The sequence below is a fragment of the Ornithinibacillus salinisoli genome (assembly GCF_042684965.1).
GTDB classification, from domain to species: domain Bacteria; phylum Bacillota; class Bacilli; order Bacillales; family Amphibacillaceae; genus Ornithinibacillus; species Ornithinibacillus salinisoli.
Genome location: NZ_JBHUMI010000008.1, coordinates 155,790 through 182,129, shown reverse-complemented (window position 1 = coordinate 182,129; position 26,340 = coordinate 155,790). Strand labels below are relative to the sequence as shown.

At 37.2% G+C, this 26,340-nt stretch carries 23 protein-coding genes; 6 read left to right on the top strand and 17 right to left on the bottom strand.

Annotation, left to right across the window (positions count from 1 at the left end):
* Window positions 1-61: 61 nt before the first annotated feature.
* Window positions 62-1,075: an LLM class flavin-dependent oxidoreductase gene (locus ACFSTA_RS04535; RefSeq protein ID WP_377555366.1), complete on the top strand. Its 1,014-nt coding sequence runs from the start codon at window positions 62-64 to the stop codon at window positions 1,073-1,075.
* Window positions 1,076-1,355: 280 nt separating this feature from the next.
* Here the strand turns inward: ACFSTA_RS04535 and ACFSTA_RS04530 are convergent, their stop codons facing one another.
* The 3 genes from ACFSTA_RS04530 to ACFSTA_RS04520 form a co-directional block, all read right to left on the bottom strand.
* Window positions 1,356-2,138: an ion transporter gene (locus ACFSTA_RS04530; protein WP_377555365.1), complete on the bottom strand. Its 783-nt coding sequence runs from the start codon at window positions 2,136-2,138 to the stop codon at window positions 1,356-1,358.
* 143 nt (window positions 2,139-2,281) lie between these two features.
* Complete coding sequence (gene wrbA / locus ACFSTA_RS04525; RefSeq protein ID WP_377555364.1) at window positions 2,282-2,884, bottom strand: NAD(P)H:quinone oxidoreductase; 603 nt, start codon at window positions 2,882-2,884, stop codon at window positions 2,282-2,284.
* Window positions 2,885-3,038: 154 nt separating this feature from the next.
* The gene (locus tag ACFSTA_RS04520; protein ID WP_377555363.1) at window positions 3,039-3,548 is read right to left on the bottom strand and encodes a DUF3231 family protein; all 510 of its coding nucleotides are present in this window, start codon (window positions 3,546-3,548) and stop codon (window positions 3,039-3,041) included.
* 168 nt (window positions 3,549-3,716) lie between these two features.
* Here ACFSTA_RS04520 and ACFSTA_RS04515 point away from each other — a divergent pair, with 168 nt between their 5' ends.
* Window positions 3,717-4,343: an NUDIX hydrolase gene (locus ACFSTA_RS04515; protein WP_377555362.1), complete on the top strand. Its 627-nt coding sequence runs from the start codon at window positions 3,717-3,719 to the stop codon at window positions 4,341-4,343.
* A gap of 86 nt (window positions 4,344-4,429) precedes the next feature.
* Here the strand turns inward: ACFSTA_RS04515 and ACFSTA_RS04510 are convergent, their stop codons facing one another.
* The 6 genes from ACFSTA_RS04510 to ACFSTA_RS04485 form a co-directional block, all read right to left on the bottom strand.
* Window positions 4,430-5,029 carry a response regulator gene (locus tag ACFSTA_RS04510; RefSeq protein ID WP_377555361.1) on the bottom strand — a complete coding sequence of 200 codons (600 nt, stop codon included), beginning with the start codon at window positions 5,027-5,029 and terminating at the stop codon, window positions 4,430-4,432.
* A complete protein-coding gene (locus ACFSTA_RS04505) occupies window positions 5,026-6,159 on the bottom strand; it encodes a sensor histidine kinase (RefSeq protein WP_377555360.1) in 1,134 nt (377 codons plus the stop codon). The genes ACFSTA_RS04510 and ACFSTA_RS04505 overlap by 4 nt, the downstream gene beginning before the upstream one ends.
* Window positions 6,160-6,264: 105 nt before the next feature.
* Window positions 6,265-7,317, bottom strand: a complete 1,053-nt coding sequence (locus ACFSTA_RS04500; protein WP_377555359.1) for a fatty acid desaturase — start codon at window positions 7,315-7,317, stop codon at window positions 6,265-6,267.
* Between the two features lie 183 nt (window positions 7,318-7,500).
* Complete coding sequence (ptsG, locus tag ACFSTA_RS04495; protein WP_377555358.1) at window positions 7,501-9,441, bottom strand: glucose-specific PTS transporter subunit IIBC; 1,941 nt, start codon at window positions 9,439-9,441, stop codon at window positions 7,501-7,503.
* A gap of 219 nt (window positions 9,442-9,660) precedes the next feature.
* A complete protein-coding gene (glcT, locus tag ACFSTA_RS04490) occupies window positions 9,661-10,488 on the bottom strand; it encodes a glucose PTS transporter transcription antiterminator GlcT (RefSeq protein WP_377555357.1) in 828 nt (275 codons plus the stop codon).
* A 203-nt stretch (window positions 10,489-10,691) separates the two neighbouring features.
* A complete protein-coding gene (locus ACFSTA_RS04485; RefSeq protein WP_377555356.1) occupies window positions 10,692-12,617 on the bottom strand; it encodes an ATP-dependent DNA helicase in 1,926 nt (641 codons plus the stop codon).
* A gap of 344 nt (window positions 12,618-12,961) precedes the next feature.
* On the opposite strand from ACFSTA_RS04485, the gene ACFSTA_RS04480 reads away from it, so the two are divergent.
* A complete protein-coding gene (locus tag ACFSTA_RS04480; RefSeq protein WP_377555355.1) occupies window positions 12,962-14,401 on the top strand; it encodes a potassium/proton antiporter in 1,440 nt (479 codons plus the stop codon).
* A 40-nt stretch (window positions 14,402-14,441) separates the two neighbouring features.
* On the opposite strand, the gene ACFSTA_RS04475 is transcribed toward ACFSTA_RS04480, so the two are convergent.
* From ACFSTA_RS04475 to ACFSTA_RS04460, 4 genes are all read right to left on the bottom strand, one after another.
* Window positions 14,442-14,906: a hypothetical protein gene (locus ACFSTA_RS04475; protein ID WP_377555354.1), complete on the bottom strand. Its 465-nt coding sequence runs from the start codon at window positions 14,904-14,906 to the stop codon at window positions 14,442-14,444.
* A gap of 198 nt (window positions 14,907-15,104) precedes the next feature.
* Entirely contained in the window at window positions 15,105-16,619 is a 1,515-nt protein-coding gene (locus ACFSTA_RS04470) for an acetyl-CoA hydrolase/transferase family protein (RefSeq protein ID WP_377555353.1), read from the bottom strand.
* Window positions 16,620-16,748: 129 nt separating this feature from the next.
* The gene (locus ACFSTA_RS04465; protein WP_377555352.1) at window positions 16,749-17,393 is read right to left on the bottom strand and encodes a LytTR family DNA-binding domain-containing protein; all 645 of its coding nucleotides are present in this window, start codon (window positions 17,391-17,393) and stop codon (window positions 16,749-16,751) included.
* Window positions 17,394-17,448: 55 nt separating this feature from the next.
* On the bottom strand, window positions 17,449-17,931 hold the full coding sequence (locus ACFSTA_RS04460) for a PaaI family thioesterase (protein WP_377555351.1): 483 nt from the start codon (window positions 17,929-17,931) through the stop codon (window positions 17,449-17,451).
* Between the two features lie 154 nt (window positions 17,932-18,085).
* Between ACFSTA_RS04460 and htpX the strand changes: the two genes are divergently transcribed.
* Both htpX and ACFSTA_RS04450 read left to right on the top strand, forming a co-directional pair.
* Window positions 18,086-18,958, top strand: coding sequence for a protease HtpX (htpX, locus tag ACFSTA_RS04455; protein ID WP_377555350.1), 873 nt, complete (start codon window positions 18,086-18,088; stop codon window positions 18,956-18,958).
* Window positions 18,959-19,202: 244 nt separating this feature from the next.
* Window positions 19,203-19,871, top strand: a complete 669-nt coding sequence (locus ACFSTA_RS04450) for an SIMPL domain-containing protein (protein ID WP_377555349.1) — start codon at window positions 19,203-19,205, stop codon at window positions 19,869-19,871.
* A 157-nt stretch (window positions 19,872-20,028) separates the two neighbouring features.
* Here ACFSTA_RS04450 and ACFSTA_RS04445 read toward each other — a convergent pair whose 3' ends face one another.
* Complete coding sequence (locus ACFSTA_RS04445) at window positions 20,029-20,802, bottom strand: hypothetical protein (protein ID WP_377555348.1); 774 nt, start codon at window positions 20,800-20,802, stop codon at window positions 20,029-20,031.
* Between the two features lie 203 nt (window positions 20,803-21,005).
* On the opposite strand from ACFSTA_RS04445, the gene ACFSTA_RS04440 reads away from it, so the two are divergent.
* The gene (locus tag ACFSTA_RS04440) at window positions 21,006-22,067 is read left to right on the top strand and encodes an NAD(P)/FAD-dependent oxidoreductase (RefSeq protein WP_377555347.1); all 1,062 of its coding nucleotides are present in this window, start codon (window positions 21,006-21,008) and stop codon (window positions 22,065-22,067) included.
* Between the two features lie 42 nt (window positions 22,068-22,109).
* On the opposite strand, the gene ACFSTA_RS04435 is transcribed toward ACFSTA_RS04440, so the two are convergent.
* The 3 genes from ACFSTA_RS04435 to ACFSTA_RS04425 are packed head-to-tail and all read right to left on the bottom strand — an operon-like array spanning window position 22,110 to window position 26,293.
* Complete coding sequence (locus ACFSTA_RS04435; RefSeq protein ID WP_377555346.1) at window positions 22,110-23,201, bottom strand: glycosyl hydrolase family 8; 1,092 nt, start codon at window positions 23,199-23,201, stop codon at window positions 22,110-22,112.
* A 55-nt stretch (window positions 23,202-23,256) separates the two neighbouring features.
* On the bottom strand, window positions 23,257-24,534 hold the full coding sequence (locus ACFSTA_RS04430; RefSeq protein WP_377555344.1) for a glycosyltransferase family 2 protein: 1,278 nt from the start codon (window positions 24,532-24,534) through the stop codon (window positions 23,257-23,259).
* A complete protein-coding gene (locus ACFSTA_RS04425; RefSeq protein ID WP_377555343.1) occupies window positions 24,527-26,293 on the bottom strand; it encodes a DUF2334 domain-containing protein in 1,767 nt (588 codons plus the stop codon). Before ACFSTA_RS04425 ends, ACFSTA_RS04430 begins: the two co-directional genes overlap by 8 nt.
* Between the last annotated feature and the right edge of the window lie 47 nt (window positions 26,294-26,340).

Genomic DNA, 26,340 nt, shown 5'->3' with positions numbered 1-26,340 from the left:
GAACAACTATAAAAGTCGTATCATTTTTTATTAAGAAATAATGCTACTAGGAGTGAAATACATGTCTTTCCATGCAAAAACATTTCATAATATACCATTATCTGTTTTAGATTTAGCACCAATTAACGAAGGGAGTAACCCAGCGGAATCCTTTCAAAATAGTGTCGATATCGCACAACAGGTGGAAAAGTGGGGGTTTAATCGTTACTGGTTAGCAGAGCATCACAATATGCCGGGAATCGCCAGTTCCGCAACATCTGTCATCATTGGCCATATTGCAGGAAAAACGAAACACATTCGTGTTGGTGCTGGTGGCGTAATGCTACCAAATCATGCAACACTTGTTATTGCCGAGCAATTTGGGACACTTGAATCACTTTATCCTGGTCGTATTGATCTTGGACTAGGTCGCGCTCCCGGAAGTGATCAAGCGACTGCATATGCACTTCGGCGTACATTAAATATGAGTGTAGAAGATTTTCCTATGCAAGTAAATGAGCTTCAAGACTACTTTTCTGATGAACCGGTATCAAGGGTAAAGGCAGTACCTGGGCAAGGACTAAACATCCCAATTTGGTTGTTAGGATCGAGTGGATTTAGTGCACAACTTGCTGCACAAAAAGGATTACCATTCTCATTTGCTAGTCATTTTGCACCTGGGTATCTATCTCAAGCCTTACACTTATATCGTGAACAATTCCAGCCATCTGAACAATTGCAGAAGCCATATGTCATGCTCGGTGTTAATGTTATTGCTGCTGATACAAATGAAGAAGCTAAACGCATTGCCACTTCACAACAACAGCAATTTATCAATATTCGCAAAGGTAAACCAACGAAATTACAACCGCCAGTAGATAATTTAGAAGAGCTATTTTCTCCACTGGAAATTGCAGCGATAGGGGAAGCATTGGATTCAAGAACAACGATTGTCGGGGACAAAGAAACTGTAAAACAGGGCCTAGAGAGTTTCATTAACGATACAAAAGCAGATGAGCTAATCATTAGTTCACAAATTTACAATCATGAAGACAGACTACGTTCATACGAGATCATAGCTGAATTGATGCTGTAAGTATAAAAGACCACGATCCAATATATTAGGATCGTGGTCTTTTATGGGTTCCATTCTTAAGTGCAAAACGGAGCGGACATGGAGTGCGCTATTTCTAAAAAATACGACATTTGAAAGTATCTGCGGACGTCAAGTACGTTAAATGCTTTTATTAGTGCAAGAATGCTTGTTTTTTCGATTAATAAAGGATCAGATGTCCTTTAGCCCTTTGAATAACCACAATGGGTTACAAATAAGGGAACAGTTGTCCGCTTCATTCCTTCGACACCTTCACCCTTCATCATTTATCTTTTAATAGTTGCTTAATTTCCTTCAATTCTTCTTGTAGTTCTTCAAGTTTAATGTCTGTCGGAGTTGGCGTTTCCTCTCGATTCGCTTCTTCCACATTCCCTACTACTACACCAACAAACAAGTTAACGATAACAAATGATCCCGCTAGAATAAAGGTTACAAAATACCACCATGAAGAAGGCTCTGACACCAAAATTGGTCGCATCACACCACTTGCCCATGACTCTAAAGTAATAACCTGAAAAAGTGTTAAAAGAGAATCGTGTAGTGACCCAAAGTGTTCAGGGGCAATGGACGAAAACATCATCGTACCGATTACTGCATAGATATAAAAGAATATCCCAAGCAATAACATAATCGTTCCCATGGAGGGAATCGTCTTGATTAGCGCATTTACCATTTTCCTTAATGATGGAATAACTGAAATCGCACGAAGGACACGAAGTACTCTTAAAATCCGAAGTACTGTCACATAATGTCCTCCCACTAGTAAATGGCCACTTGCAACAATTACAAAATCAAACAAGTTCCAAGGATCTTTGAAGAAGGATCCAATCGACTTACTACCTATCAACCTAATTAATATTTCAAAGGTAAAGATCCAAAGTAATATTTTGTCTGCAATAAGAAACCAGTGATGAAATCTATTAATAAAAAATGAATAGGTTTCTAAACCTACTAATATAGCATTAACCACGATCAAGCCGATAATCACATTGGTAAACAGAGGATTCTCGGAAAATTGAGCGCATTTTTTTCTAAAGGTAATCATAAATTTCGTTTCCTCCTTACCAATCTATTTTACTTACTTTTTGTTTTTCTGTCACCTGTGTGGTTGATTGTTAGTATAAAAAAAAGAGCTAATTGGATCTGGCACCAATTAACCCTTTTAGAAAAGGTATATATTCTTTTCATTTAAGTATTTATTTGACTTGCTATATCTACTGTACGCTTAGCTTGGTGTTTAACTGCCGCTTCTACATCCTCAACCATTTTTCCATCCTGCCCTTGAGTTACACTTGTTCCATATGGGTTACCACCAGCACCATATAAAATTTGATCGGTGTATCCCGGTGGTACGATGATTGCTCCCCAGTGCATCATTGATGTATATAGCGAAAGAATCGTTGCCTCTTGTCCCCCATGTGGATTTTGAGCAGAGGACATTGCACTTACTACTTTATTTATGGTTTTTCCTGATGCCCATAAGCCGCCTTGGGTATCAAGGAATTGTTTCATTTGTGATGCTACATTACCAAAACGAGTTGGTGTACTAAATATAAGTGCATCTGCCCATTCAATATCATCTGAAGTAGCTTCTGGCACATCTTTTGTCGCATCATGATGTGCTTTCCATTCTGGGTTCGATGCAATGGCGGATTCTGGGGCAAGCTCAGGTACCTTTACTACTTTTACTTCCGCACCTGCTTCTTTCGCACCTTCTTCCGCCCATTTTGCTAACTGATAATTAGTGCCTGAAGAGCTGTAGTAAATTACTGCTAATTTAACATTTACCATATTTAATTCTCCTTCTTTTATTAATTTAGGAAGGTTCATCTGAATTTCCATGTTTAAAGTTGTTCCCTAGGTTCGTTCATATTATTCTTTGACAGAATATCATCGTTAAAAACCTTGGCATTCACTATTTTCGCAAATTCCAAGGTTCTTATTTTTACTCTTCAGTTTCTTTATAATGTAGTGGTGGTGGAACTAGCCACCCTTTTTCTTTATTCAAACGAAGAACTTTTATACCAAGTGCTGCTTTTTGTGTATGGAACTGACCAAATAAAGTTGCCAGATCTTCTCTAATACATTGCGACATCATTGTACTGCAAGACACTAACCCTGCGCCAATATCCACCGCTAAAGTAGCCGCAATCTCTGGATCCATTGCCCGGGCACCTGTAGGAATATCTTCTAACTGTGCCTTTGGCCGTTCTGGAGGGGTAGGTGGTAGCCCAACACCGTTTTCTTTTAACAGTGTTTCCATTTCCTGAATTTGTTGATTCCCAAGATCAATTGCTTCATTAATTATCTTAAGTAAGTCTTGATCGCCTGCATGATTGCGAAATGTTTGATACCCAACAATCATACCCTTCATCGCTTGTACTGATGACCAGATTCCATAAACCTCACCATAATGCATTGGCTCTTCCTTTGGATTTCCACTTAAAATACCCATCTCTTACCTCCTATTCATAGATGTTTATAATTATTTTTTAATAGCACACATCTTATAATCCCTAATTATTGTTTTTTTATACTAGAAATTCTTCTATTTTATTATTGGTTTTTCCTTACCCTGTCCGTATAATAGGATTAAAGACTGTAGTCTGTTGGAGGTATCTGTATGGAGATAAAGAACATTCTATCCACACTAAAAAATCGAAAACGGTCTATACTTGGCTACGAGGAACTAAAAAAATCGGCAGTATTATTACCTCTAATTGAAATTCAAGGAGAAACACATATATTATTTGAAGTTCGGTCAATGGATTTACGTAACCAACCAGGTGATATTTGCTTTCCGGGTGGAAGAATAGATAAAAATGACTTAAGCCCCGAGGATTGTGCTATCCGAGAAACAACGGAAGAATTAGGAATTTCGAACAAGCTAATTAAAGACATTATTCCACTGGATTACATTGTCTCTGACTTTGGCAGAATCATTTATCCCTATGTAGGAAAAATCACCAAACCTGAGGAATTTTCACTAAATAAATCAGAGGTCGAGGAAGTATTTAGTGTCCCATTATCTTACTTTCTAAATACAACACCTGATTCATACAAAGTTCATTTTCAAGTTATTCCAGAAGAAAACTTCCCATTTGAATTGATTGTTGGTGGAAAAGACTATAACTGGCAGACTAGACATATCAATGAGCTATTTTACACATACGAGGATCGCGTTATTTGGGGATTAACAGCAAAAATTTTAAAGCATTTTTTGGAGCTACTAAATAAGGGCGAAAAGTAATCGAACACAAAAGAAAGGACAGGGTTCAACGTAGAACCTCTGTCCTCTTAATATCTATTTGTCGAATTTTGTCGGTGCCAGGCACCCTATTTAAACCAGCCTTTATCCTTAAATTTGGAGATTGCTTCGATGCGATTGCTTACTTGTAATTTATCTAAAATAACAGAAACATAATTACGAACTGTCCCATTGGTTAAAAATAATTGATTTGCGATTTCTTTTGTCGTTTTTCCATCGGCAATAAGTTTTATCACTTGTTCTTCCCTGTCTGTTAATGGGTTATCTTCACCATAGGCTAGATCAACTAATTCGGGGGCATATATTTTTCTACCTTCTACAATCACACGAATCGAGTGAGCCAACTCCTCACTCGGACTATCTTTTAATAAATATCCACTAACCTTCGCTTTTCGTGCTCGTTCAAAATATCCAGTTCGGGCAAACGTAGTTAAGATAATAATTTTACATGGGGTGTCTTTTAATTCTTCTGCAGCATCCAGTCCACTTTTCACTGGCATTTCGATATCCATGATACAAACATCTGGCTGAAGATGTTTAACTAAATTTATCGCCTCTTCACCATTCTTTGCTTTCCCTACGACTTCCATGTCTTCTTCTAAGTCAAGCAAGGAACCTAGTGCACCTAATAGCATTCCTTGATCTTCCGCTATGACAATTCGTATCACGACGACCCCTCCTCTGCATGTTGAATGATTGTTGGTACTTTTATTGTCAGACTTGTTCCATTTGCTAAGGAATCATAATGCAAACTACCGTTTACAAATTCCAATCTTTCTTTCATACCCTCAATCCCATGTCCATCCGTAACATCCATCTTCTCCATCCCAACACCATTATCTTCAACTTGTATCACTACACCACCTGGATCATGCTTCAAATGAACCTGACAAGAAGTAGCCTTACTATGCTTCACAACATTTGTTATGGCTTCCTTCAAGCACATGCTAAGAACATTTTCTACTAATAATGGCGTTTTTATTAACTTCAATTCCCCTGTTACATGAAATTCCATTTGAGCAGCTTCCATAACCTGCTCGACTCGTGTGATCTCATCATTCAGTTTAGTACCTTTCATATCTGATACTAACTCTCTTACTTCTTTCAATGCAGTTCTAGCAGTTTGGTGAATATCCGTTATTTCTTTTCTAGCTTTCTCCGCATCCAACTCCACTAATTTCTTAGCTAAATCACTTTTCAGTCCAATAAGAGAAAGTTTCTGTCCTAATGTATCATGTAGATCTCTTGCAATTCGTTGTCTTTCTTCTACAACCATTAGTTGGGATATCTTTTTATTTGCGTCCTCCAATTGACCTTCTAACTTTTCTTGTTTATTTTTACTATACAAATTAAACGGCAATAATATGACTCCAATTACCGCAATAATGATAAACGGTAGTTGTGTATAAAAACTTTGTGTTAGAAGAAAAAAACCGATAGTAACAGCTATTATCGTAGTCGTTAGATGCACAATGTATAACGTGATGAACCCTATTTTGTGTTGAATATTACCGATGAAAAAAGCTAAGAAAAGGGCAAAGTATACATACCCAAAATATAAGGTCATCCCAATACTGATCGCCATTTCAATTCCTACCGATACATATACCGTCCAACCTTTTTTGATAAATGAAAGTCGGTATGTTGTAAAAAACAATACGATCATAATCACACCAATGAAAATCTCCACTGCTACAGATGACCTGATTATGAAGTAGAATGGAAGCAGGCAAAAAATAATCCACGCATATAAACTTAACCCCGTGTTCTTCGGGAAAATATGATACCAATTCCGCATTCGCTTAGCTCCTTAACTAATCTATGTATAAACCTATTATAAAGTATAACAAAAAAATGAAATAAAGCCCTTCAACAGTATATTGAAGGGCCATGATCTTCACTTTTAATCCTCTTGAAAACTCGGTCTATTCGTCTTCACTTTGACTTCTTGCTTTTTATTACTTAAAAGCGACTTCACTTCTTTAAAACTAATAAACGTTTTGTTTTGTTCATCATATAATCGAAACCGAATTGATTTCAAGCTTGATGCTAATGTTATCGTAGTAGCTTTTTGTAATGGTGGAGTGGATTCATGTGCCTTTTCCAAATGATAATTGGGTACTCTCGGACTTAAATGATGGACATGGTGATAACCGATACTACCCGTTATCCATTCAAGTACTTTCGGGAGTTTATAATAGGAACTACCATCTACAGCAGCCTTCACATAATCCCACTCATCTTCATTTTCAAAGTAGGAATCTTCAAATTGATGTTGAACATAAAACAACCAGATTCCAAGAAATCCTGCTATAAATAGAATAGGTGCTTGGACAATTACAAATGCTTGCCAACCGATAGCCCATATCAAGAGGGCATAAATAGCAACAATTGAAATGTTGATCAAATATGTGTTCAAGCGTTCCTTCCGTCTTGCCCCTTTACGGTTTAAGCGATTAGATACTAGAAATAGAAAAAGTGGTCCTAGTCCAAACATAACAATGGGATTTCGATATAAACGATAGACTAACCTTCCCCAAAACGAAGCATCCACATATTCATCTACCGTCATCACCCAAACATCACCCGTACCACGTTTATCTAAATTACTGCTTGTCGCATGATGTATTGCATGGTCCCTTTTCCATTTCTCAAATGCAAAATGGGTAATAATCCCTGTAATCGTTCCGAGAATGCGATTTGCTTTTTTGTTCTTAAAAAAAGACATATGCGTACAATCGTGAAAAATAATAAAGATCCGTACGACAAATCCAGCTGCAATTACCGATATTGCCAATGATAACCAAAGAGAAATGGTTAAACTTTGGTAAGAAAGAAACCAAAGCAGAAAAAATGGTGGAATTGTATTAATTAGCTGAAGCACACTAACTTTTGAATCTGATTGTTCAAATGGTGAAACACTTTTTCGTAATTGTGCGGTTTTCTTTCTACTCATCATAGGTCCTCCTAGCTAGGAATTCTAATTTATTATCTCTATTCTAGAAGAATTTTAATCAAGTTTTAAGTCATAACCGTCAAGAACTGAGTATGACAAATGTCATGTAGTATAAAAACTCACCTTAAAAAATGGACTTATAGATGAAAAAACAACATTCGCTAGGAATGTTGTTTTTTTGTATTAGTTTTTAACAATCGAAACTATATTTTTTTCGCTTGGTGTTATTTCCCCTTCTTTGAGGAGCTTAATTTCTTCCCCTTCTTGAAGGTTGGTAAATACAATTGGCGTAATAATCGAAGGTACATTTTCCTTAATATAGCTTAAATCTACCTTCATTAGTTTTTGACCTACTGTTATTTCATCGCCTTCTTGAACAAAGGATTCAAAGCCTTCTCCTTTTAACTTCACGGTATCTATACCAAAATGAATAAGAATTTCACGTCCAGAATCAGATTGAATACCAATCGCATGCTTTGTAGGGAATACATTAATTACTTTTCCATCTACTGGGGATACAATCGTATCATCTGTTGGTTCGATGGCAAATCCATCTCCCATCATTTTACCAGAGAACACTTGATCAGGAACTTCTGTAATAGGAAGAAGTTTCCCTTTAAGTGGACTAGCTAAGTTAAACTCCGCATTTTCGTCTACTGATAACGCTGATTGCTTTGATTCCTCTTTATTTACTCGAGGCGCTTTACCACTAATAATATCTTGTATTTGACCTTTAATAGTATCAGATTTTGGCCCAAAAATAGCTTGAATATTATTTCCTACTTCCATTACACCAGATGCTCCAAGCTTTTTCAGACGGTTTTTATCTACGGTACCTTTATCATTTACCGAAACACGCAGGCGAGTAATACATGCATCTAAATGGGTAATGTTTTCTTTTCCACCAAGGCTCTCTAATACATCATATGGAAGGTCTCCTGCTACATGACCCTCTCCATTCTCTGTATCTTCCTCATCTTCTCGTCCAGGTGTTGCTAAGTTAAATTTGCGAATCGCAAAACGGAATCCAAAGTAGTAAAGGAAAGCAAATCCAATACCTACTGGGATAATGAGCCATGCATTCGTTGATAGTCCCCAATAGAGCACATAGTCAATAAATCCACCTGAGAAAGTAAATCCTGCTTTAACTTGTAACAGATCCATCACAACAAAAGAAAGACCTGCAAATACACAGTGAATTAAAAATAGTACAGGTGCAACAAAAAGAAAAGCAAATTCAATTGGTTCTGTAATACCTGTTAAGAAAGAAGTTAATGCTGCAGATGCCATGATCCCAGCGACTTTTTTCTTGTTTTCAGGTTTGGCTTCTTGATAAATGGCAAGAGCTGCTGCCGGTAAACCAAATAACATGAATGGAAATAACCCAGCCATAAATGTACCTGCTTCAGGGTCCCCAGCAAAATAACGTGTCATATCCCCTTTAATTACTTCGCCTGCTTCATTTACATAGCTTCCAAATTCATACCAGAATGGTTGATAGAAGATGTGATGTAGACCAAACGGTATTAGTGCACGTTGACCAAATCCGAAAATAAATGCTGCGATTGTTGAGCCCGTTTCCGTAGCAAGTACAGAGAACCAATCAATCACATTTTGAATTGGTGGCCAAATGAAAAAGAACAGAACACCTAATACTACGGCAGTTGCTGCAGTAATGATCGGTACAAACCTTTTCCCAGCAAAGAATCCCAAGAATTGAGGCAACTCAATCTTATAGAAGCGCTTATACAATATCGATGCCACGATACCGATGATTATACCACCGAACACTCCCATTTGTAGTGTGGTGATTCCGAGCATTTCAATTGTTTCAACACCTCTAGCCTCCGCCATGATGCCAAGTGTTACATTCATAATTAAGAATCCTATAACAGCTGCTAACCCAGCAACACCATCACCATCAGAAAGTCCTATTGCTACTCCAATAGCAAATAGTAATGGTAAATTATCAAAAATAATTCCACCAGCTTGAGCCATAATTGCTATGTCTAAAACGTTTTCATGACCGAGCCCAAGTAATAGACCCGCAGCTGGCAAAACGGATACCGGAAGCATTAATGCTTTACCAACCCGTTGAAGTAAGCCAAAAGCTTTTTTAAACATGGTTTTTCCTCCTAAATAAATAATAAAAAAATGACGTCAAGGATATATGTTAAGATTCCCTTTCACCAGTAAATTACTTGCATAAAAACGCAAAAAAGGCATGAGTAAGAAAGGATTCCGTTTCAATTTTGGATAGGCGTATCCCGTATTGAAACATAAATCTTTCTTCACTCATGCCTGAATCGAATCAGTTACACGTAAAGAATAAGTGTTATGAAATTAATCCAATAATCGTTGTAAATGAATCGTTAAATAAACGACCTCTGATTCATCTACTGGTTTCTGTATGGTCTTTTGCATCACCTTAACGATTTTCCAAGCAAGATTATAGCATAATGGATATTCCTTTTTCAATACATTTGCTAAAATTGCTTGGTCCTTTGTGTAACTACCACTTTTTGCTCGTTCGATCGCATGACGAATATGTTGAACTAAACGATAGTAATTAATACTATCGCGGTCTAGCTTAATTTCCAATCCTTCTTCGATCATTTGAATGAGATGAAATACCAGTTTCGAATATTGATTGAGCTCACTCAGATTCCGATCTGTAACAGAACTATGGATATGTAAAGCGATCATCCCTATTTCCCCTTCAGGAAGATCGACACCACTGTATTTTTGGATCATTGCTACAATGTCTTTCGCAACTTTATACTCTTGATGGTAGAGCGCTTCCGTTTCTACTAAAAAGGGGTTCTTTATATAGATCCCTTCTCTTGCTCGTTTAATGGCAAAAGCAATGTGATCTGTTAACCCGATATGAATATGTTCATTGATAATCTTACCCATCTTACTCTCAATAAGACTTAATACATCATGCATAAATGTTATAAAGTCTTCATCTAGGTATGGGAGTAATTGTTTATATTTGTCCTGTTCTTTCTGATCCTCAAGCCGAAATACCTTTTCTGCAGCATCTGCATTTATCGTTTGACCCACTTTTTTATTGAAACCAATTCCTTTTCCTATTAAAATTACTTCTTTATAAGAGGGATCGATTGTGATGACAACATTATTATTTAAAACCTTTTTAACTTCCACCATTATCTCCCCTTGTAAGTAATATTGTTTAGTATAGCAACTAATAGGGTTGTTGTCGAAAAAAGCAGAAGAAGTGCTAGCTACCAAATGCTGATTACAGCTTGTTGATTGGTGCAAAAATCAGTCCAACCTTATCATAGGATAGACAAAATAAAAAAGTCTGCCCATAAGCCATGGTTCATGACTTATGGGACAGCCTCTTTCTATTATTCCCATACTAAATCCACTGGTAGAACACGTTTGATTACATGATGATAATTATTATGTTCTTCTGAAGTCATCCAAATATGAGCTGTTCCGTAATCATTGCTCGTTCGAATAAGGCGCCCAACACCTTGCCTTAGTCGCAGTACCATATATGGTATATCTACTTTCTCAACAGGATCGTTGACATGCTTACGTTTCGCTTGAAATACTGGATCTTTTGGCGGGAAAGGAAGTGATGAAATAATTACTTGTGTTAATGATTCACCGGGTACATCTAGCCCTTCCCACAAATGATGAGAGCATAAAACGGTACTATGTTCCATTTGGAACTGTTTTACTGTTTCACTAATTTCTCGATCGCCTTCAAACAATAATACAAATGGCCATTCTTTATCGGAAGCCCATTGACGAAATTGATCCATTTCTTCTTCCGATGAAAATAAAACCAATGATCTACCATTATTCTTCTTAAGCTGTCCCTCTATTCCAGACCATTTATCAGTTGTATCAAAATGTCCAAACAGCTTCATTTTATCCTCATAATCAAATGGGGAGGAAACGGTAAATGAATCATATAGATCAATGCCTAAGCTGTTCGCCAAATAAGTAAAATCTCCATCTTGTGATAGTGTGGCTGAAGAAAACACAACTGGCATGTCCTTGGAGAATACTTCTTTTTTCAACACATTTTCTACTAATCTAGGCATCATAACAAAAGAGGTTGTTGTTTCATCTTCTTCCAGCCAAAATATCCCTTCATCATTTTTCAAGAATATCGATAACCCATGGAAAAAGAACTCCAAGTATTCCTCAATGATCTTAATATGATACTCATCAATCGTAAACATCTCAGAATCAAATACGAGTTGGTCCAGTAGCTGTTCCACTTTTTGAAATAAATCACTAGCTATTTGTAAAATATTCTCATTCAACATGAGTTCTCTTCGATTGGAACCAGCTACATAGGTTGAATTTTTACTAAGTAGATCGAACCAATCATCATGTAGTGTAAGGATGTCCTCGATAAGAAGAAGTGATTCTTCCCTTACGTCCTGTCCCATGTAACCCGTGAGTACTTTTTCCAAGGTTTCTGCGTTAAATCGATAAGTCAGACCTTTTTGTGCTGCAAATTCTAACAAATGTCCTTCATCAAAAACAACTGTACTCGATTCAGGTAACAGTGGGATTTGACCTTCACGTTTACGAGATTCCTTTGTCCAAACATGCTCCATATAAAAGTCATGTGAGCAAATAATTAAATCTGTTGCTTGTCGATAGTAATCTCGGTTTAATGTTTGCCCACTACGATGACGCCATTCACAAGTGGAGCATTGCTGCAATGGATCCCATGCTATTTTCTCCCAAGTTTCATCAGAAACCCACGGATACTCTTTACGATCCCCATAACGTTCAAAGGATTTCCTAGAAGTACTTTGATCAAAAACAAAATCAGGAATATGATCATGTACTTGCATAATACCCTCATCTGATGTTTTATCTATCATTGCATCTAACTTTCTAGCGCAAACATAATTTTCACGTGCTTTTGCTAATCTAACATCGATGTTAAGGTCCAAAGCTTTCTCTAGCTTCTCAATGTCACCATCTTTTTTTACAAGTTGCTCGATTAATGTTTCATCTGCACAAGATATAATCGCTGGTCGACCTTTGTATCTTGCGTAACTAATGGCATATAACAAGTACACAAGTGTCTTACCAGTTCCTACTCCTGCTTCAGCAAATATTGTCCGTTTATTTTTGAATGCCTGCTCTAGCTGAAAGGCCATATAAATTTGTTCATCTCGTAATTCAAATCCTTTTTCCGGTAGGATATCGTAGAAAACATCGCCGACAAAGTCCCCTAATCGTTCGAAGAAATTTTCTGTCTTTGATATCGTGAACGGTAATGCATTTGGTTTATTCATGTAAAACTCCTTCTCCATCTATCATTAGCCATGCTATTATACTTTAATTGTGTCTCTCCTGTCGATAGTTTAAACAAATTGGACGAGACACAGTAAAGTTTTTTCGTCATTCTAATTTATTTTTTTCGGAATTATCGTTAAAATAGTTATAGGAGCGTGTTCAAATAGGAGGATAAAAAGGACCGAGAAGTTCGAGGCAGCGTAGCTTTGAGTAGCGGAATGTATGCTTTTAATACATGAGCAACGGAAAAGCAAGCTAACGAAGAAATTCGATGTGTCATTTTTACCGGACCTTTTGAACAACCTCTATAGGTGTATTTTTTACACAAGAAAGGTGGTTCGGATTGGACATAACGATTGTAACTTTACTCTTTTTATTAGCGATCATGCTATTAACTGGTGTTTTAGCAACCAAATTCTCTACTAGGTTAGGCCTTCCAGCCTTAGTGTTATTCCTTTTAGGGGGCATGCTACTTAATAATGTGTTTTATTTTGATAATGTTGAACTAACTCAAATAATTGGGATTATGGCTCTAATCATTATTTTATTTGATGGTGGTACCCAAACGAAATGGAACCATATACGTCCGATTATAGGCGCAGCTAGTTTGTTGGCGACCATTGGTGTATTGTTCACAAGCGTACTTACTGGGTTAGCTGCAATGTATATTTTAGATTTTTCATTACTTGAAGGGATGCTTTTTGGAGCAATTGTAGGCTCAACCGATGCTGCTGCTGTCTTCTCTGTATTAGGAAATAAGAACTTCAACAAACGATTAACCGCAACGCTTGAGGCAGAGTCAGGATCCAATGATCCAATGGCTGTTTTCTTAACAGTTGCGTTGATAGAGCTAATTCAAATACCCGATAGTTCTATTTGGATGGCGATCGGAAGCTTTTTTATTCAAATGGGAGTTGGCCTTCTTTTAGGATTACTTCTTGGAAAGGCAACCGTATTTATCATTAACCATATCAAGCTGGATACGTCTGGTCTATATCCAGTCTTAGCAATGGGGGCAGCTGTTTTCACCTACGCAATTACAGATGCAATAGGAGGAAGTGGACTACTTGCCGTATATGTAATGGCTTTATTTGTTGGAAATAGTGATCTAACATATCGATTTACAATTATCCGATTTAACGAAGGATTTGCCTGGATGATGCAAATTGTTATGTTTACACTACTTGGATTTTTAGTATTTCCAAGTGAATTATTGGATGTATTCTGGCAAGGTATTTTACTAGCAATCATATTGATGTTCATCGCAAGACCTTTTGCTATATTTATTAGTATGTTGTTCATGAAGTATAGCAATAAAGAAAAAGTATTTATATCTTGGGCAGGCTTAAAAGGAGCCGTACCAATTGTATTAGCTACCTATCCCGTGATCGCTGGTGTGGAAAATAGCAACTTAATCTTTAATGCTGTCTTTTTCGTTGTATTGTTCTCTGCATTAGTGCAGGGCAGTTCGTTGTCTTGGCTAGCTAGTAAGCTTGGACTAACGATTAGTGAAGAAGACGCAGCATCTCCAAGTCTAGAACTTATCCATCTTGGAACAAATGAATCAGAAATTATGAAGCTAACATTAACCAAGAAAAATGCTGCAGTTGGCATTTCCCTTACAGACCTTAAACTGCCTGATGATACATTAATAATTGGGATTACTCGAGGCAAGAAGCTCATTACACCAACCGGGAACTCCGTCATCAAACATGGAGATACCTTATTCGTACTAAGCGACAAAGAACATCGCGAAGAAGCGAAAAAAGTATTACTTGGATAGGTGCCAGGCACTTGTAAAAAATTAACAAGTGCCTGGCACCTTAAATGGTTTTGGTTCGGAACAATTTATCTTCTTTTGTTCGTCTTTGCAATTCTGTTTTAAATTGCTTAAGGTCACTTGGGGATAACCATTCAGTATGTATTTGGACATCTCCAGGACTGTCCTTTAATTGGATTTTCATGTACTTCCGATCCTTTTCATACACCTCGACACAATAATCGATATATCTATAGTCTATTTTCTCTCGTGGCAGAAATGGTCCACGGTAAATATATAGTTTATCTTCAGCCATATAGATGTATTCCATATCCGCTCTTTTCATATAATGAATCCCTTGCAAAACAGCTATCACAACAGGTAAAAATGCTATTATGACAATCATGTTATCGGGTCGATACATATGTTTCGCTTGTAAAACAACTAACCCAAGGCTTAGGAATGCCAAAGAAAAAGCGCCCCAGGCTTTTTTCATCCACGCACTATTGTTTGCATATTGAAATCCCAATAACATCACCTCGACTAAAATTCATTACTTACAAATACGACTGAGATAAACCAAAAGTTTCATGGAATGAAAAAAGCCCGGTTATCTTTCCCCCAAAAGAAAACCTGACTTTTATATATGAATCCCCGTTGTTTATTTAACCAACATAAGCAAAACTGCCCCGCTATATACTTACATCCCTTACTACTACAGTACGTATTACCTTACTTTTTCAAAAGAACGCATTGTTCCCTTTTCCATGAAGTTGGTATGCCAAGAGAATGCCTTTTCAAGCACGTGCGGGGTCTGCCCATCCCTTTCAAGTGCCTCTTGATAGTATTCCCAAAGCTGCTGGCGATACAGTGGATGGGCACAGTTTTCAATAATTAGTGGTACACGTTCTCTTGGTGCCAAGCCTCGTAAATCAGCATAGCCTTGTTCTGTAACAACGACATCTACATCATGTTCCGTATGATCAATATGTGAAACAAATGGAACAATACTTGAGATGTCACCACCTTTTGCAATGGACTTTGTCACAAAAATAGCTAATCGAGCATTACGAGCGAAGTCGCCAGATCCCCCAATACCATTCATCATTTTTGTTCCTGTTACATGTGTGGAATTGACATTACCATAAATATCAAATTCCAACGCTGTATTAATTGATATTAATCCGAGACGACGAATAACCTCTGGATGGTTAGAAATTTCCTGTGGACGCATCATTAATTTATCCCGGTATTTTTCAAAGTCAGTAAATACTTGATTCATTTTCTCTTCGGACAAGGTAATCGAGCAGCACGATGCAAAGCTAACTTTTCCTGCATCGATTAAATCGAAAACGGCATCCTGCAACACTTCAGAATACACTTCTAGATTTTCAAAATCAGAGTCAACCATCCCATGTAATACTGCATTTGCAACCGAACCAATTCCTGACTGTAGTGGTGCTAATTTCTCTGTTAATCTACCAGCAACAATTTCTTTTCGTAAGAATTCTAATAGGTGATCCGCCATTATTTTCGTCTCTTCGTCTGGCGGTACAATAGTAGAAGGCGAGTCTACTTGATTCGTAAACACAATACCTTTTATTTTTTTGGGATCTACCGGAATCCCTATTGTCCCAATGCGATCATCCACCTTTGTTAATGGAATTGGATCGCGTTCACCTTGTTTACCGGGACTATACAGATCATGTAAACCTTCTAGCAATTCAGACTGTGCTGTATTGATTTCTACAATAATAGATTCGGCATTCTCAGCAAATGCTAAGGAATTACCGATGGAAGTAGTTGGGATGATCATGCCATCATCCGTTATAGAAATCGCTTCCAAAATTGCATAATCAACCGTCTCTATTACATTACCTCGTAACAATTCGGCAGTGTGTGACAAATGATGATCAACAAATAAATGATCCCCAGCATTTATTTTCTTTCTCATCGTTGGATCTGCCTGAAATGGCAATCGTTTGTTTATGATCCCCACTTCAGCAAACATTTTATCCACATCAGATCCTAAGGATGCTCCAGTAAATACATTTACTTTAAATGTTTCCCCAGCTTTCGCACGTTCTACTAAAGCCGTTGGCACCGCTTTCACATCGCCCGCACGAGTAAACCCACTTAACCCCAATGTCATATCATTTCGGATCCATGATGCTGCTTCTTCTGCTGTAACAATTCGATCCTGTAAGCGAGGGTCTTGTATGCGATCATAACTCTTCTTCATGTCCCATCCCTCTTTTCATACAGTTTAGAATTATTTTAACGTATGGAAATTAGAAAAAGGAAAAAAAGGGACATTTAAGAAAAATTTTGATTAAGCTACTAATTTATATGTATAAAGCAGAAGATATCGTTAAAATCCTAATAATTTTCTAAAATAACTTGAATATGACTGGCTAACAGGTATTCTTGTGTTATCGTCCATTGCTAACATAAATGTCGAATGGGTATCTGGGTAAATTTCCTGGATATGATTAACATTTACAATGAAAGAACGATGACAACGAACAAACATTTCACGTGGTAAAACATATTCAAACTCTTGTAATGAACTTTTATGTGTTCCAAAAAATTCATTGGCATAAACATGTGTTTTGCGATCTTTTACTTCAATATACTTTACGTCCTGAAACGGTATCGGCTTCCATCCATCATGCGTTTTAAGGGTGACTACTGATTTCCCTTCTGTAAAAGCTGGGTAAATTGCTGTTACACATCCCTCTAACTTTCCGCCATTGTGAAAAGGTACAGCCATGCCATGATAAGGTACACCAAACACATTACGATCAATAAATTCAGAAGCCTTTTGTTCCGTCTCCAACGCTTTATGCGCAATCGTTCCTTCCTTTACCGGGTCCCCATTTCTAATCTTCAAATCGATCCGTTTACTTGGCCGATAGTAAACATACTCAGTCGTATTCGATACAGCAATGGAAATCTCATCTGAGAACAACTCCCCAATTACATCCAAAAGTGACGCAGTCGTCAACCTATACATTACTAACCCCCCTGTTGGTGCCTGTCACCTGTCGAATTTTGTCGGTGACAGGCACTTATTTATTATCAAATGTTTTGGGCATTACTACTGCAATGACTTCGCCTTTGGCGGTGCAGTGGTTGTCGGCGTGGACTTCTATTTGGATCTTCCATTTCTTTGGATGGATTTCTTCTACTGTTCCAATTGCTTTTAATGGGACTTCCTGTGGCGTCGGCTTTATATAATCGACATGTAGTGATGCCGTTACAAACCGTGGTGGTTCCAATCCTTCTCCTGGTTCATGGCCATTTTTCCGATGTAATGCTAGTGCAGCAGACCCTGTACCGTGACAATCTATTAATGAGCCAATTATTCCTCCATAGACAAATCCAGGTATAGCTGTGTGTTCTGGTTTAGGAGTATAATAGGTTATCGTATTTTCCCCCTCCCAACCTGTCCGAAGCTTTAAACCATCCTTGTTTAAACGTCCACATCCATAACACCAGGAATAATCATCGGAGTAATCATCTTGGATAGCATGTATAATTTTTTCACTCATCCATATCTCCCCCTTTTTCAAACTAGTATATCATGTTCTAAATCAAATAGTTACCAACGTCACTAAACGTGACACTACTTGAAATCCTTTGTATAATGTAATTATGTGAGATTACTCACTTATATTTCCAAATATTCTTAAAAAGGGTGAAAAAATGGGAAAGCGCATATTTTATTTTCTATTAACTAATATTCTCGTTTTACTTACAATTAGTATTATTTTCTCTATCTTTAATGTCAATTATATTAAAGGAGACACGATTCAACTAGGTTCCTTGTTGATCTTTAGTGCTATAATCGGCTTTACAGGTGCATTTATCTCCCTAGCCATTTCACGTTGGATGGCCAAGCGTATGATGGGTGTAAAAGTAATCAACCCTGATGGTCCGATGTCATCCTATGAAAGAGATGTCGTTGAAAAAGTACATCGCTTATCAAGAGCAGCTGGCTTAACATATATGCCAGAGGTTGGAATCTATCACTCTCCTGAAGTGAATGCATTTGCAACAGGTCCATCAAAAAAGCGCTCCTTAGTTGCTGTATCTAGTGGACTATTAGAAGAAATGGATGATAATGCTATAGAAGGTGTTATTGCTCATGAGGTAGCCCATGTTGCAAACGGTGATATGGTTACGATGACACTTCTACAAGGAGTTGTGAATACATTCGTTGTCTTCTTGGCACGTATCGCAGCATTTGCGGTTTCTCGTTTTGCCAAAGAAGAGCTTGCTCCACTTGTTCATTTTATTGCAATCATCGTTTTCCAAATAGCCTTTTCTATATTAGGAAGCCTTGTTGTTTCTGCATATTCCAGATACCGGGAATTCCATGCTGATAAAGGCGGAGCAGATTTAGCAGGCAAAGATAAAATGAGACATGCGTTAATTAGTCTGAAGGATTACACGAACCGCATTCGAGGTGGGAATGAACAAACTGCAATCTCAACGTTAAAAATTAATGGTAAAGGAAAATCAATGTTATTTTCCTCACATCCAGATTTAGATGAACGCATTAGGCGTTTGACCTAGGAAAAAGATAGTTCCAAAAATGGTTGTATATCAAATCGCACAGGTATTATTTCACTGTGCGATTTTGTTATATTGAAAATGGAGTCAAGTAGCAATTGATATGGTATATTTACATCGGACAAGCCATGGCCGCTCCGTTTTTCACCTCAGAACTGAACTCATTACAAAAAAGGGCTCTATTCAAATCATGTATTTACAATTTCTAGAATAGAGTAAAAGTAGAAGATGAAAAGAGGTGAATATTATGTACTTTACAAACCCTTACATTCGAACAAATGACTCGCCTAGGCAGAACGATCACAAGCTATTGGTAATTGGAGATGGGGCTGTTTCTATTGAGCCAGATCGTGCAGTTGTAACATTAGGTGTTATTACAGAAAGCAAAAACCTTCAACAAGCGCAACGTGAAAATGCAGAACAAACAACGAATGTAATTAACGCACTTCTTCAGCAAAATATCCCTCGTACAAACATAAAAACTTCAGACTACCGAATTAATATGCAATATGACTATAAAGAAGGGGTACAAATTTTCAGAGGATATCAGATAACCAACATGTTACAAGTGACGATAGATGCTATGGAGAGTGTTGGTCTTATCGTCGATACTGCGGTTGAACAAGGAGCAAATACGGTACGAAACATCCAATTAACTGTCGCTAACCAAGATCGTTATTATGAAGAAGCGTTAAAAAAGGCTGTTGAAAATGCCCAAGTAAAAGCAAGTATCATCGCACAGGAACTAGGAGTAAGTATTAGTGTTGTTCCGTTTAAATTAAAAGAAGTAACTAGACGAGAAGACTCCGTACCCCGACCAGCTGTCTTAGGCGTATCAACGGAAAACGCCACAACTCCGATTGAACCTGGAAGAATGGAAATCCAGGCACAGGTGGAAGCGGAATTTCATTATTAGATTTACCAGTCGCTCGGGATTCCGAGCGTTTTACTTTTACGAATAGGAAGTACTCTAAAGGATAAGATTTTGGAAGAGTATCATTGAAAAAGAACGAACTCCGTCTACCCATAAAAAAGAGACCAACCTATCTCATTGGCCTCCTTTGTTCATTTATTTAATCCTTTTTGTGGTGATGTCCCCAGAAATAATCCATTTTATTTTCTTCAAATGGGAATAGTTTTAGCTCTTTTGCTTTGTCTGCATGTTCTGTGAAAATTTCATCTAATAACTCGCTTGCATCTTTATCATTTGTATCAATTCCTAATTGTACTGCAGAATTATAAATTTTCGCTTCGTGAATTTCTTGTACAATTTCATGGGTGTTTTTTCCTTCTGTTTCAATCCCATAAACTGCTGCTTCCTTTTCAAGCTGTGCTTGAAGTACTTCTTTTCTTATTTCATCCGTGTCTTTACCTTCCGTCTCAACACCTAATTCCTCCGCTTTTTGTTTCAGCTTTGCATCATAGACCTCTTCAGCAAGCGCTTTTGGGTCTTTACCTTCTGTTTCAATCCCCAACTCTTCCGCTTTCTGTTTTACTCTTGCATGATGAACTTCTTTACTGAGTTCCTTGAGGTCTTTATCCTCCGTTTCGATACCATACTTATCTGCCGCTTTCTTCAGCTTTGCTTCCTTAACTTCTTTTGCAAGTTCTTTTAAGTCCTTACCTTCTGTTTCAATTCCAAGTTCCTCAGCTTGAACTTTTAGCCAGGCTTCGTGTTTAGTTAAATCACCTTTTTCACCTTTATCTTCCTTGTCCTGCTCGTCTTTCTTAAAAAAGTCGAATAAACCTACTTCATCATCCTTCTCATTTGCAAATACGCCAGAACCTTGCCATGTGAAACCAACCACTAACACAATCGCTAGCATAAAAAATACGTGTTTTTTCATCTTACTTACCCTCCTGATGTTAAATATGTATTTTTTCATTTGATAGTATTTCCAATTAGTGAAAATAAATGAATAGAAATTATAACTTAAGCTAGTTTTCCAACTTGTTCTTTGGTAATCTGTAATAAGAGACAATTAGTAAGCGTTTTCGATTGAAACCCGGTTACTAGCATTATTTTTTCAGGCAGGATGGGGGTTATTTTATGAGAAACATTGTCATATTAGGTGGCGGCTATGGCGGAATAAAGGTTGCAACAGGTTTATTAAATCAATACTTACCTGAGGACGTGGAAATTACACTTATCGATCGAAATCCGTACCATTCTTTAAAAACAGAATTTTACGCAATTACTGCAGGAACTGTTGCAGAAAAAGATGTACGCATGGAATTCCCAGATGATTCTCGTGTCAATTATGTATTTGCGGAAGTAGAAGAGATTAACACGGAAGCACGTGAGATACTTTTTAGTAATAGTAGTCAAGTATTATCGTATGACTTTTTAGTCATTGCACTAGGTTGCGAAGATAATTATCATGGTATCGAAGGTGCAAGCAAGTACACGGAGAGTGTTCAAACAATTGCAAGGGCACGAAAAGCGGGTGTTGCAGTTGGAAATTTAAAAGCACATGGAAAGGTTACTGTTGTTGGCGCTGGTTTAAGCGGTATTGAAGTAGCCTCCGAGATTCGTGAAAGCAGACCAGATTTAAACGTTCGATTACTAGATCGTGGAGAATCTGTATTAAGAGCTTTTGATCCGAGAATTCAAGCACATGTTGAAGATTGGTTTAATAAAAACGATGTAGAAGTTATACATCATGCAAATGTGGAATACGTAGAAAAAGATGGCGTATGTAATAATGGAGTTTGCTATGTAAATGATGTAACCATTTGGACAGCTGGAGTTCAGCCTAATCACATTGTTCGTGGCTTACCATTTGAGAAAGATAGACAGGATAAAATACTCTTAAATGAATTTTTTCAAGTACCTTCACAGGAACAAGTTTACGTTGTTGGTGATTGTGCAGCATCTGAACATTCTCCAAGCGCACAATTAGCAGGCATGCAAGGTGAGCAAATCGCTTCGGTTATACTATCGGTCATTAACGGGAAAGACCCGAAGATACCAAAACCACTTAAGCTAAAAGGTACCCTTGGATCATTAGGTAAAAACGATGGATTCGGCAATATGATGAAACAACCAGTTACCGGACTATTACCACGATTAGCGAAGTCTGGTGTACTTTGGATGCATAAACGACACTAAAAGCTTGATGACAATGTCACAAGCTTTTTTCATTTGAATACTTCATTCAGCCTGCATATTGCGTAACCTTTTTTCTGCTAACAATGGAACAAGATTATCAAAAATATGTGTGTCACCAGATTCACTTACAGAATATCCACCATAATAGGAACCAAGCTTATTATCATTACGAAACACAATCATTCTCTCATATAAATTTTCTGCCATCGAAAGCTCCCCTACTTCTAAGCAATATAACATTAACAGTCCGTACACCGCTGGAGATTCGTAAGTTACAGCTGGTTCTTTTGAATGAATATCATATTTACCAAAAATCGCCCCGAATTGAGAATATTGTTGTACCGCAAACTGTATCAGTTCATTAGATTCTATATCTAATTTTGCAAGGTGGTAAGCCACAAGTGCTTGATCCACCATATTAATTTCATTATCAAATTGATAGTTCTTTTCCGTTACTTGATATCGTTTTGGATAAAATCCATTTTCCAAGGGGGCATTTTCCAGGATTAAAATCGTCTGTCCAAAGGATTCTTGATTTAGCCATCCTCGATGCACCATCTTCTCCATAGCTCCTGGATCGATGTAGGGTAACGTTACTACGTCACTACTATATTGATGTTTTCGCTCATAGAAATCAGTTAATATACCCGATTTCTCACTAAATTTGTTCACATAATGACTAATAAGCTTCGCTACTTCCTCATAATGATGATGATTCCACCTCTCATGCGCCTGTATTAGAGCATCAATGATTCGCAAATCATCTACCAAAGCATTCGTATGTACTTCACTTTCTCCGGATGCAAGTAGCTTCCAATGGATAAAACCGTCTTTTTCCAGAAAAAAATCAATTAACATATTAAATGCTTGATCAAAATGCTGTTCATCATCTTTTTCAAGCGCATATAACATCCATAGCCCTAAGGTTTCTGACAGTGACTCCCTCCCTTGTACTAAATCCTCATCCAATTCATGATCGTCTCGTACATAAGTCGCCAACGTACCATTATCGTTAATGAGCCACTTTTTTATAAACTTTTCCGTAGCTAATGAATTCTCCTTGTTAAAATGGACGACTATTACAGCAACGATCACAATGATCAAAACACTAATAATACTTGTTAATTTCCTCACCCCTTGCCACACCCTACGTAGAAATTTTTACCTTATGCTTCTACTCAACCACCTATTATGCCGAGCGATCTTTTGGAATTGGAGTTTGTTCAAATCGCTTTGTTTTATACCACTTTACCTCTTGTTTAAATAAGACTCGTTTCATTTCTAAAAATGATGCATATACCACTAGTAACACCCACATTTGTGAATAAGAGAAATACATAAAGAGAACTGTAAAGAAATTCTTCATAGTTAATTGATTTTTTTCCATACTTAAAGCAAGCAACTCTTCCGTCACAAATAATAAAAAACCGATGATCAATAGTAGATATGAGACTACACCAATAGTTAAATTCAAATCAAGAAATAAATTCAAAATAAAAATCGTGTGAGAAATCATTATACCACCGAAGAAAAGAAAATAAGTAAATAAGAAATAAAATAAATCAATGCCTATTTTTTTATTTTTTAGTTTATGAAACCCGAAAAAGAATTTCATTATTACATATATATTTCCACGTGCCCATCTGGTGCGCTGCTTCCACCATACTTTTAGTGTTTCCGGCTCCTGTTCCCATGTTATTGCAGAAGGAAAAAAGCGAATATAATAACCCAAATTATAGACTCGGAAGCTTAATTCTGTGTCTTCCGATAAGGCTTTCTCGTCCCAACCGCCTAATTCTTCTAATATGGACCGCCTTATCGCAAAATTCGTACCTGGAATGGTAGCCATTTTAAACCAAAACCACCTACCAGCCTGTGCTAACCATTGAAATGTTAGTGTTTCAATATTTATTAATCTCGTAAGTATATTTTTATTCGCATTTAATACCCGGAACTTCCCAACGATTGCACCTGCTTGTTGGTCATTTGCCAACCCCATGGCTAGCCAATAAACGGCATCTGGCTCAGGTATGTTATCTGCATCATATACACAAATAATATCACCGGTCGATTCTCGTAATCCGTTATTTAATGCACCAGACTTTCCTTTCCCTCCATTCGGTGGTTTTGTGTGAATAACCTTGATAAATGCATACCTTCGCGCATAAGCTTCCGCAATTTCTCCCGTTCGGTCACTTGAATTATCATTAATAACAATAACCTCTAAACAATCGCCAGGATAATTTAAATTACTCATTGCTTCTAACGTGTTTCCGATTACGACATCCTCATTATGTGCCGGAATAAGTATACTTACCCTCGGAAACGGCGTATTACGTTGCTGCCACTCCTGCTCTTTTTTTCGATATTGAACAGAATGCAAATACCCCCCTTGCATTAAGAATATATGGTAGAAAAGCATCGACCATATTAAAAACAACGAAATATAAACGAACACATCAGCCAATGAAATCCCTCCTCTTATACTTTATATATTTGTGATATCTTCTCTTTGAAATGAATGTATAAGAAATAAATAGGATAACCGCAAAAGTCCCAGCACCAAACAAGCCCCAAGTTACAGGAACGGATAACTTCTTTATGTGATAAACAACATAATCAAAGGATGTGAAAAAAATCTTAACCTTGTTCATATCGACCTGGATAGTACCGTTTTTGGATTGTAAGTTTACATGGTCTGCGTGCACATTGTTATTCATTTGTTTTAAATCAATCCAGTTTAGCCCCTCAATCTTTTCCATTTCATCCATGAGTTCGACAAAACGATCCTCTTCCACTTCAAGAAATGGATGATAAAACCCAGCAACTATACCATCTCTAACAATAGAATATTCATCCGCTTTATCCATCATTAACTCAATTGCTTTTGTTGAGGTATAATCTTGCGGCACAAAACCAATGGTTTCGGGGAGGAGCACCATTCCGTTTAGAAAGCTAGGGGTAGTTATATATGGTGCTGTACTCATTATTTCCCAGTCCTCATCACTCAATTGAATCTGACCTACATAGGTTGAAAAATACTTTGCCGTTTCTGCATAGCCATTTTGTGACATCGTGTAATGTGGCGCTTCAAAGGCTAATGGATATATTCCATAATACGCGAGCTCCTGAATGCCTCTTGTAAGTTTCTGTTTAATATAATTGTTTTCATAAGTGAGTTGTTCCTTACGATGATTCTCATAATCTTTCTCAGTCTCAAAGTCATCCCTTGTTACCTTTGTTACCTCTTCATTTGGCTCATGATAGATTGGCATGTTATTTTCGGCATCCCAAAACTCATAACCTTCACTACCAGCTTCATTTGAATGAAACTGATGGGTATAACCATGTAATACAATACTTCCCCCATTATCTTGCATATATTTCAACGTCTTAAGTAATTGTGGAGAATCCGATAAATGATGTTCTTCTTCCGTTTTAGGGTTTGTATAAACTGGTACAACCGCAATCATATAAGGGATATCCCTTTTTATAAGTTCTTTTGCAATTTCCATTAACGCATTCGGATCAACCAATGGATGAACATCCTCTAAGCGAATATATGCTGGATGTTCATGTACATGTTCTACATCAAAAAAAGCATGTAATACTTCTCCTATAAAAATGGAATTTGGTGGTTTAATTGTATCTGCTGCGAAATAATAATTATCTTTATTCCTAATCATCAATGGATACTCAATATTTGATCCATGACTTGCCTTAATGAGTACATCCGAGTCTGCCGTTACATCGACATGTAATAACAAACGAGGAATTACACTTGTATTTTTCGTTTCGTCCTCTGTTAAAGTTATTTTCGTATATTGCTCTTCCCCTAATAGTTCTATAAATGAGAATGATCTTTTTAGCTGTGAAACATTATATCCTAGTGCCATAAATGGGCCATCATATACATCCGTAATTTGTATAAATTCATCAGGTAATTTTTCCTTTATCTGCCCGTAATAAAACAAATGTGTAGTATCGTCAAGGTCTTTCGGTTGAACTTCTGAAACATGCCTGAACGTTATATCTGAAGTAAAATGACCGATAAGCATATCTAGCATACGTCCGTTTTCATCCACTTGACCACTTTTCGAGGAAAATACAACAAGTACTTTTGGCACCGATTCCTTCGCCGGTTCCGCTTTTACATGAAGTTGTTGAAAATTCATGTATAAAAGTACGATACATATGAAGATGATTATTACATTTTGCCGATTCATCATTACCCCCCTTAGAATCACAATAACGGTCGTTCTAAATAAAGAAC

Excerpts from the sequence above, each read along its gene's own strand:
- ACFSTA_RS04535 (WP_377555366.1), top strand. The coding sequence starts at position 62 with ATGTCTTTCCATGCAAAAACATTTCATAATATACCATTATCTGTTTTA.
- ACFSTA_RS04530 (WP_377555365.1), bottom strand. The coding sequence starts at position 2,138 with ATGATTACCTTTAGAAAAAAATGCGCTCAATTTTCCGAGAATCCTCTG.
- wrbA (WP_377555364.1), bottom strand. The coding sequence starts at position 2,884 with ATGGTAAATGTTAAATTAGCAGTAATTTACTACAGCTCTTCAGGCACT.
- ACFSTA_RS04520 (WP_377555363.1), bottom strand. The coding sequence starts at position 3,548 with ATGGGTATTTTAAGTGGAAATCCAAAGGAAGAGCCAATGCATTATGGT.
- ACFSTA_RS04515 (WP_377555362.1), top strand. The coding sequence starts at position 3,717 with ATGGAGATAAAGAACATTCTATCCACACTAAAAAATCGAAAACGGTCT.
- ACFSTA_RS04505 (WP_377555360.1), bottom strand. The coding sequence starts at position 6,159 with ATGCGGAATTGGTATCATATTTTCCCGAAGAACACGGGGTTAAGTTTA.
- ACFSTA_RS04500 (WP_377555359.1), bottom strand. The coding sequence starts at position 7,317 with ATGAGTAGAAAGAAAACCGCACAATTACGAAAAAGTGTTTCACCATTT.
- ptsG (WP_377555358.1), bottom strand. The coding sequence starts at position 9,441 with ATGTTTAAAAAAGCTTTTGGCTTACTTCAACGGGTTGGTAAAGCATTA.
- glcT (WP_377555357.1), bottom strand. The coding sequence starts at position 10,488 with ATGGTGGAAGTTAAAAAGGTTTTAAATAATAATGTTGTCATCACAATC.
- ACFSTA_RS04485 (WP_377555356.1), bottom strand. The coding sequence starts at position 12,617 with ATGAATAAACCAAATGCATTACCGTTCACGATATCAAAGACAGAAAAT.
- ACFSTA_RS04470 (WP_377555353.1), bottom strand. The coding sequence starts at position 16,619 with ATGAAGAAGAGTTATGATCGCATACAAGACCCTCGCTTACAGGATCGA.
- ACFSTA_RS04465 (WP_377555352.1), bottom strand. The coding sequence starts at position 17,393 with ATGTATAGGTTGACGACTGCGTCACTTTTGGATGTAATTGGGGAGTTG.
- ACFSTA_RS04460 (WP_377555351.1), bottom strand. The coding sequence starts at position 17,931 with ATGAGTGAAAAAATTATACATGCTATCCAAGATGATTACTCCGATGAT.
- htpX (WP_377555350.1), top strand. The coding sequence starts at position 18,086 with ATGGGAAAGCGCATATTTTATTTTCTATTAACTAATATTCTCGTTTTA.
- ACFSTA_RS04450 (WP_377555349.1), top strand. The coding sequence starts at position 19,203 with ATGTACTTTACAAACCCTTACATTCGAACAAATGACTCGCCTAGGCAG.
- ACFSTA_RS04445 (WP_377555348.1), bottom strand. The coding sequence starts at position 20,802 with ATGAAAAAACACGTATTTTTTATGCTAGCGATTGTGTTAGTGGTTGGT.
- ACFSTA_RS04440 (WP_377555347.1), top strand. The coding sequence starts at position 21,006 with ATGAGAAACATTGTCATATTAGGTGGCGGCTATGGCGGAATAAAGGTT.
- ACFSTA_RS04425 (WP_377555343.1), bottom strand. The coding sequence starts at position 26,293 with ATGAATCGGCAAAATGTAATAATCATCTTCATATGTATCGTACTTTTA.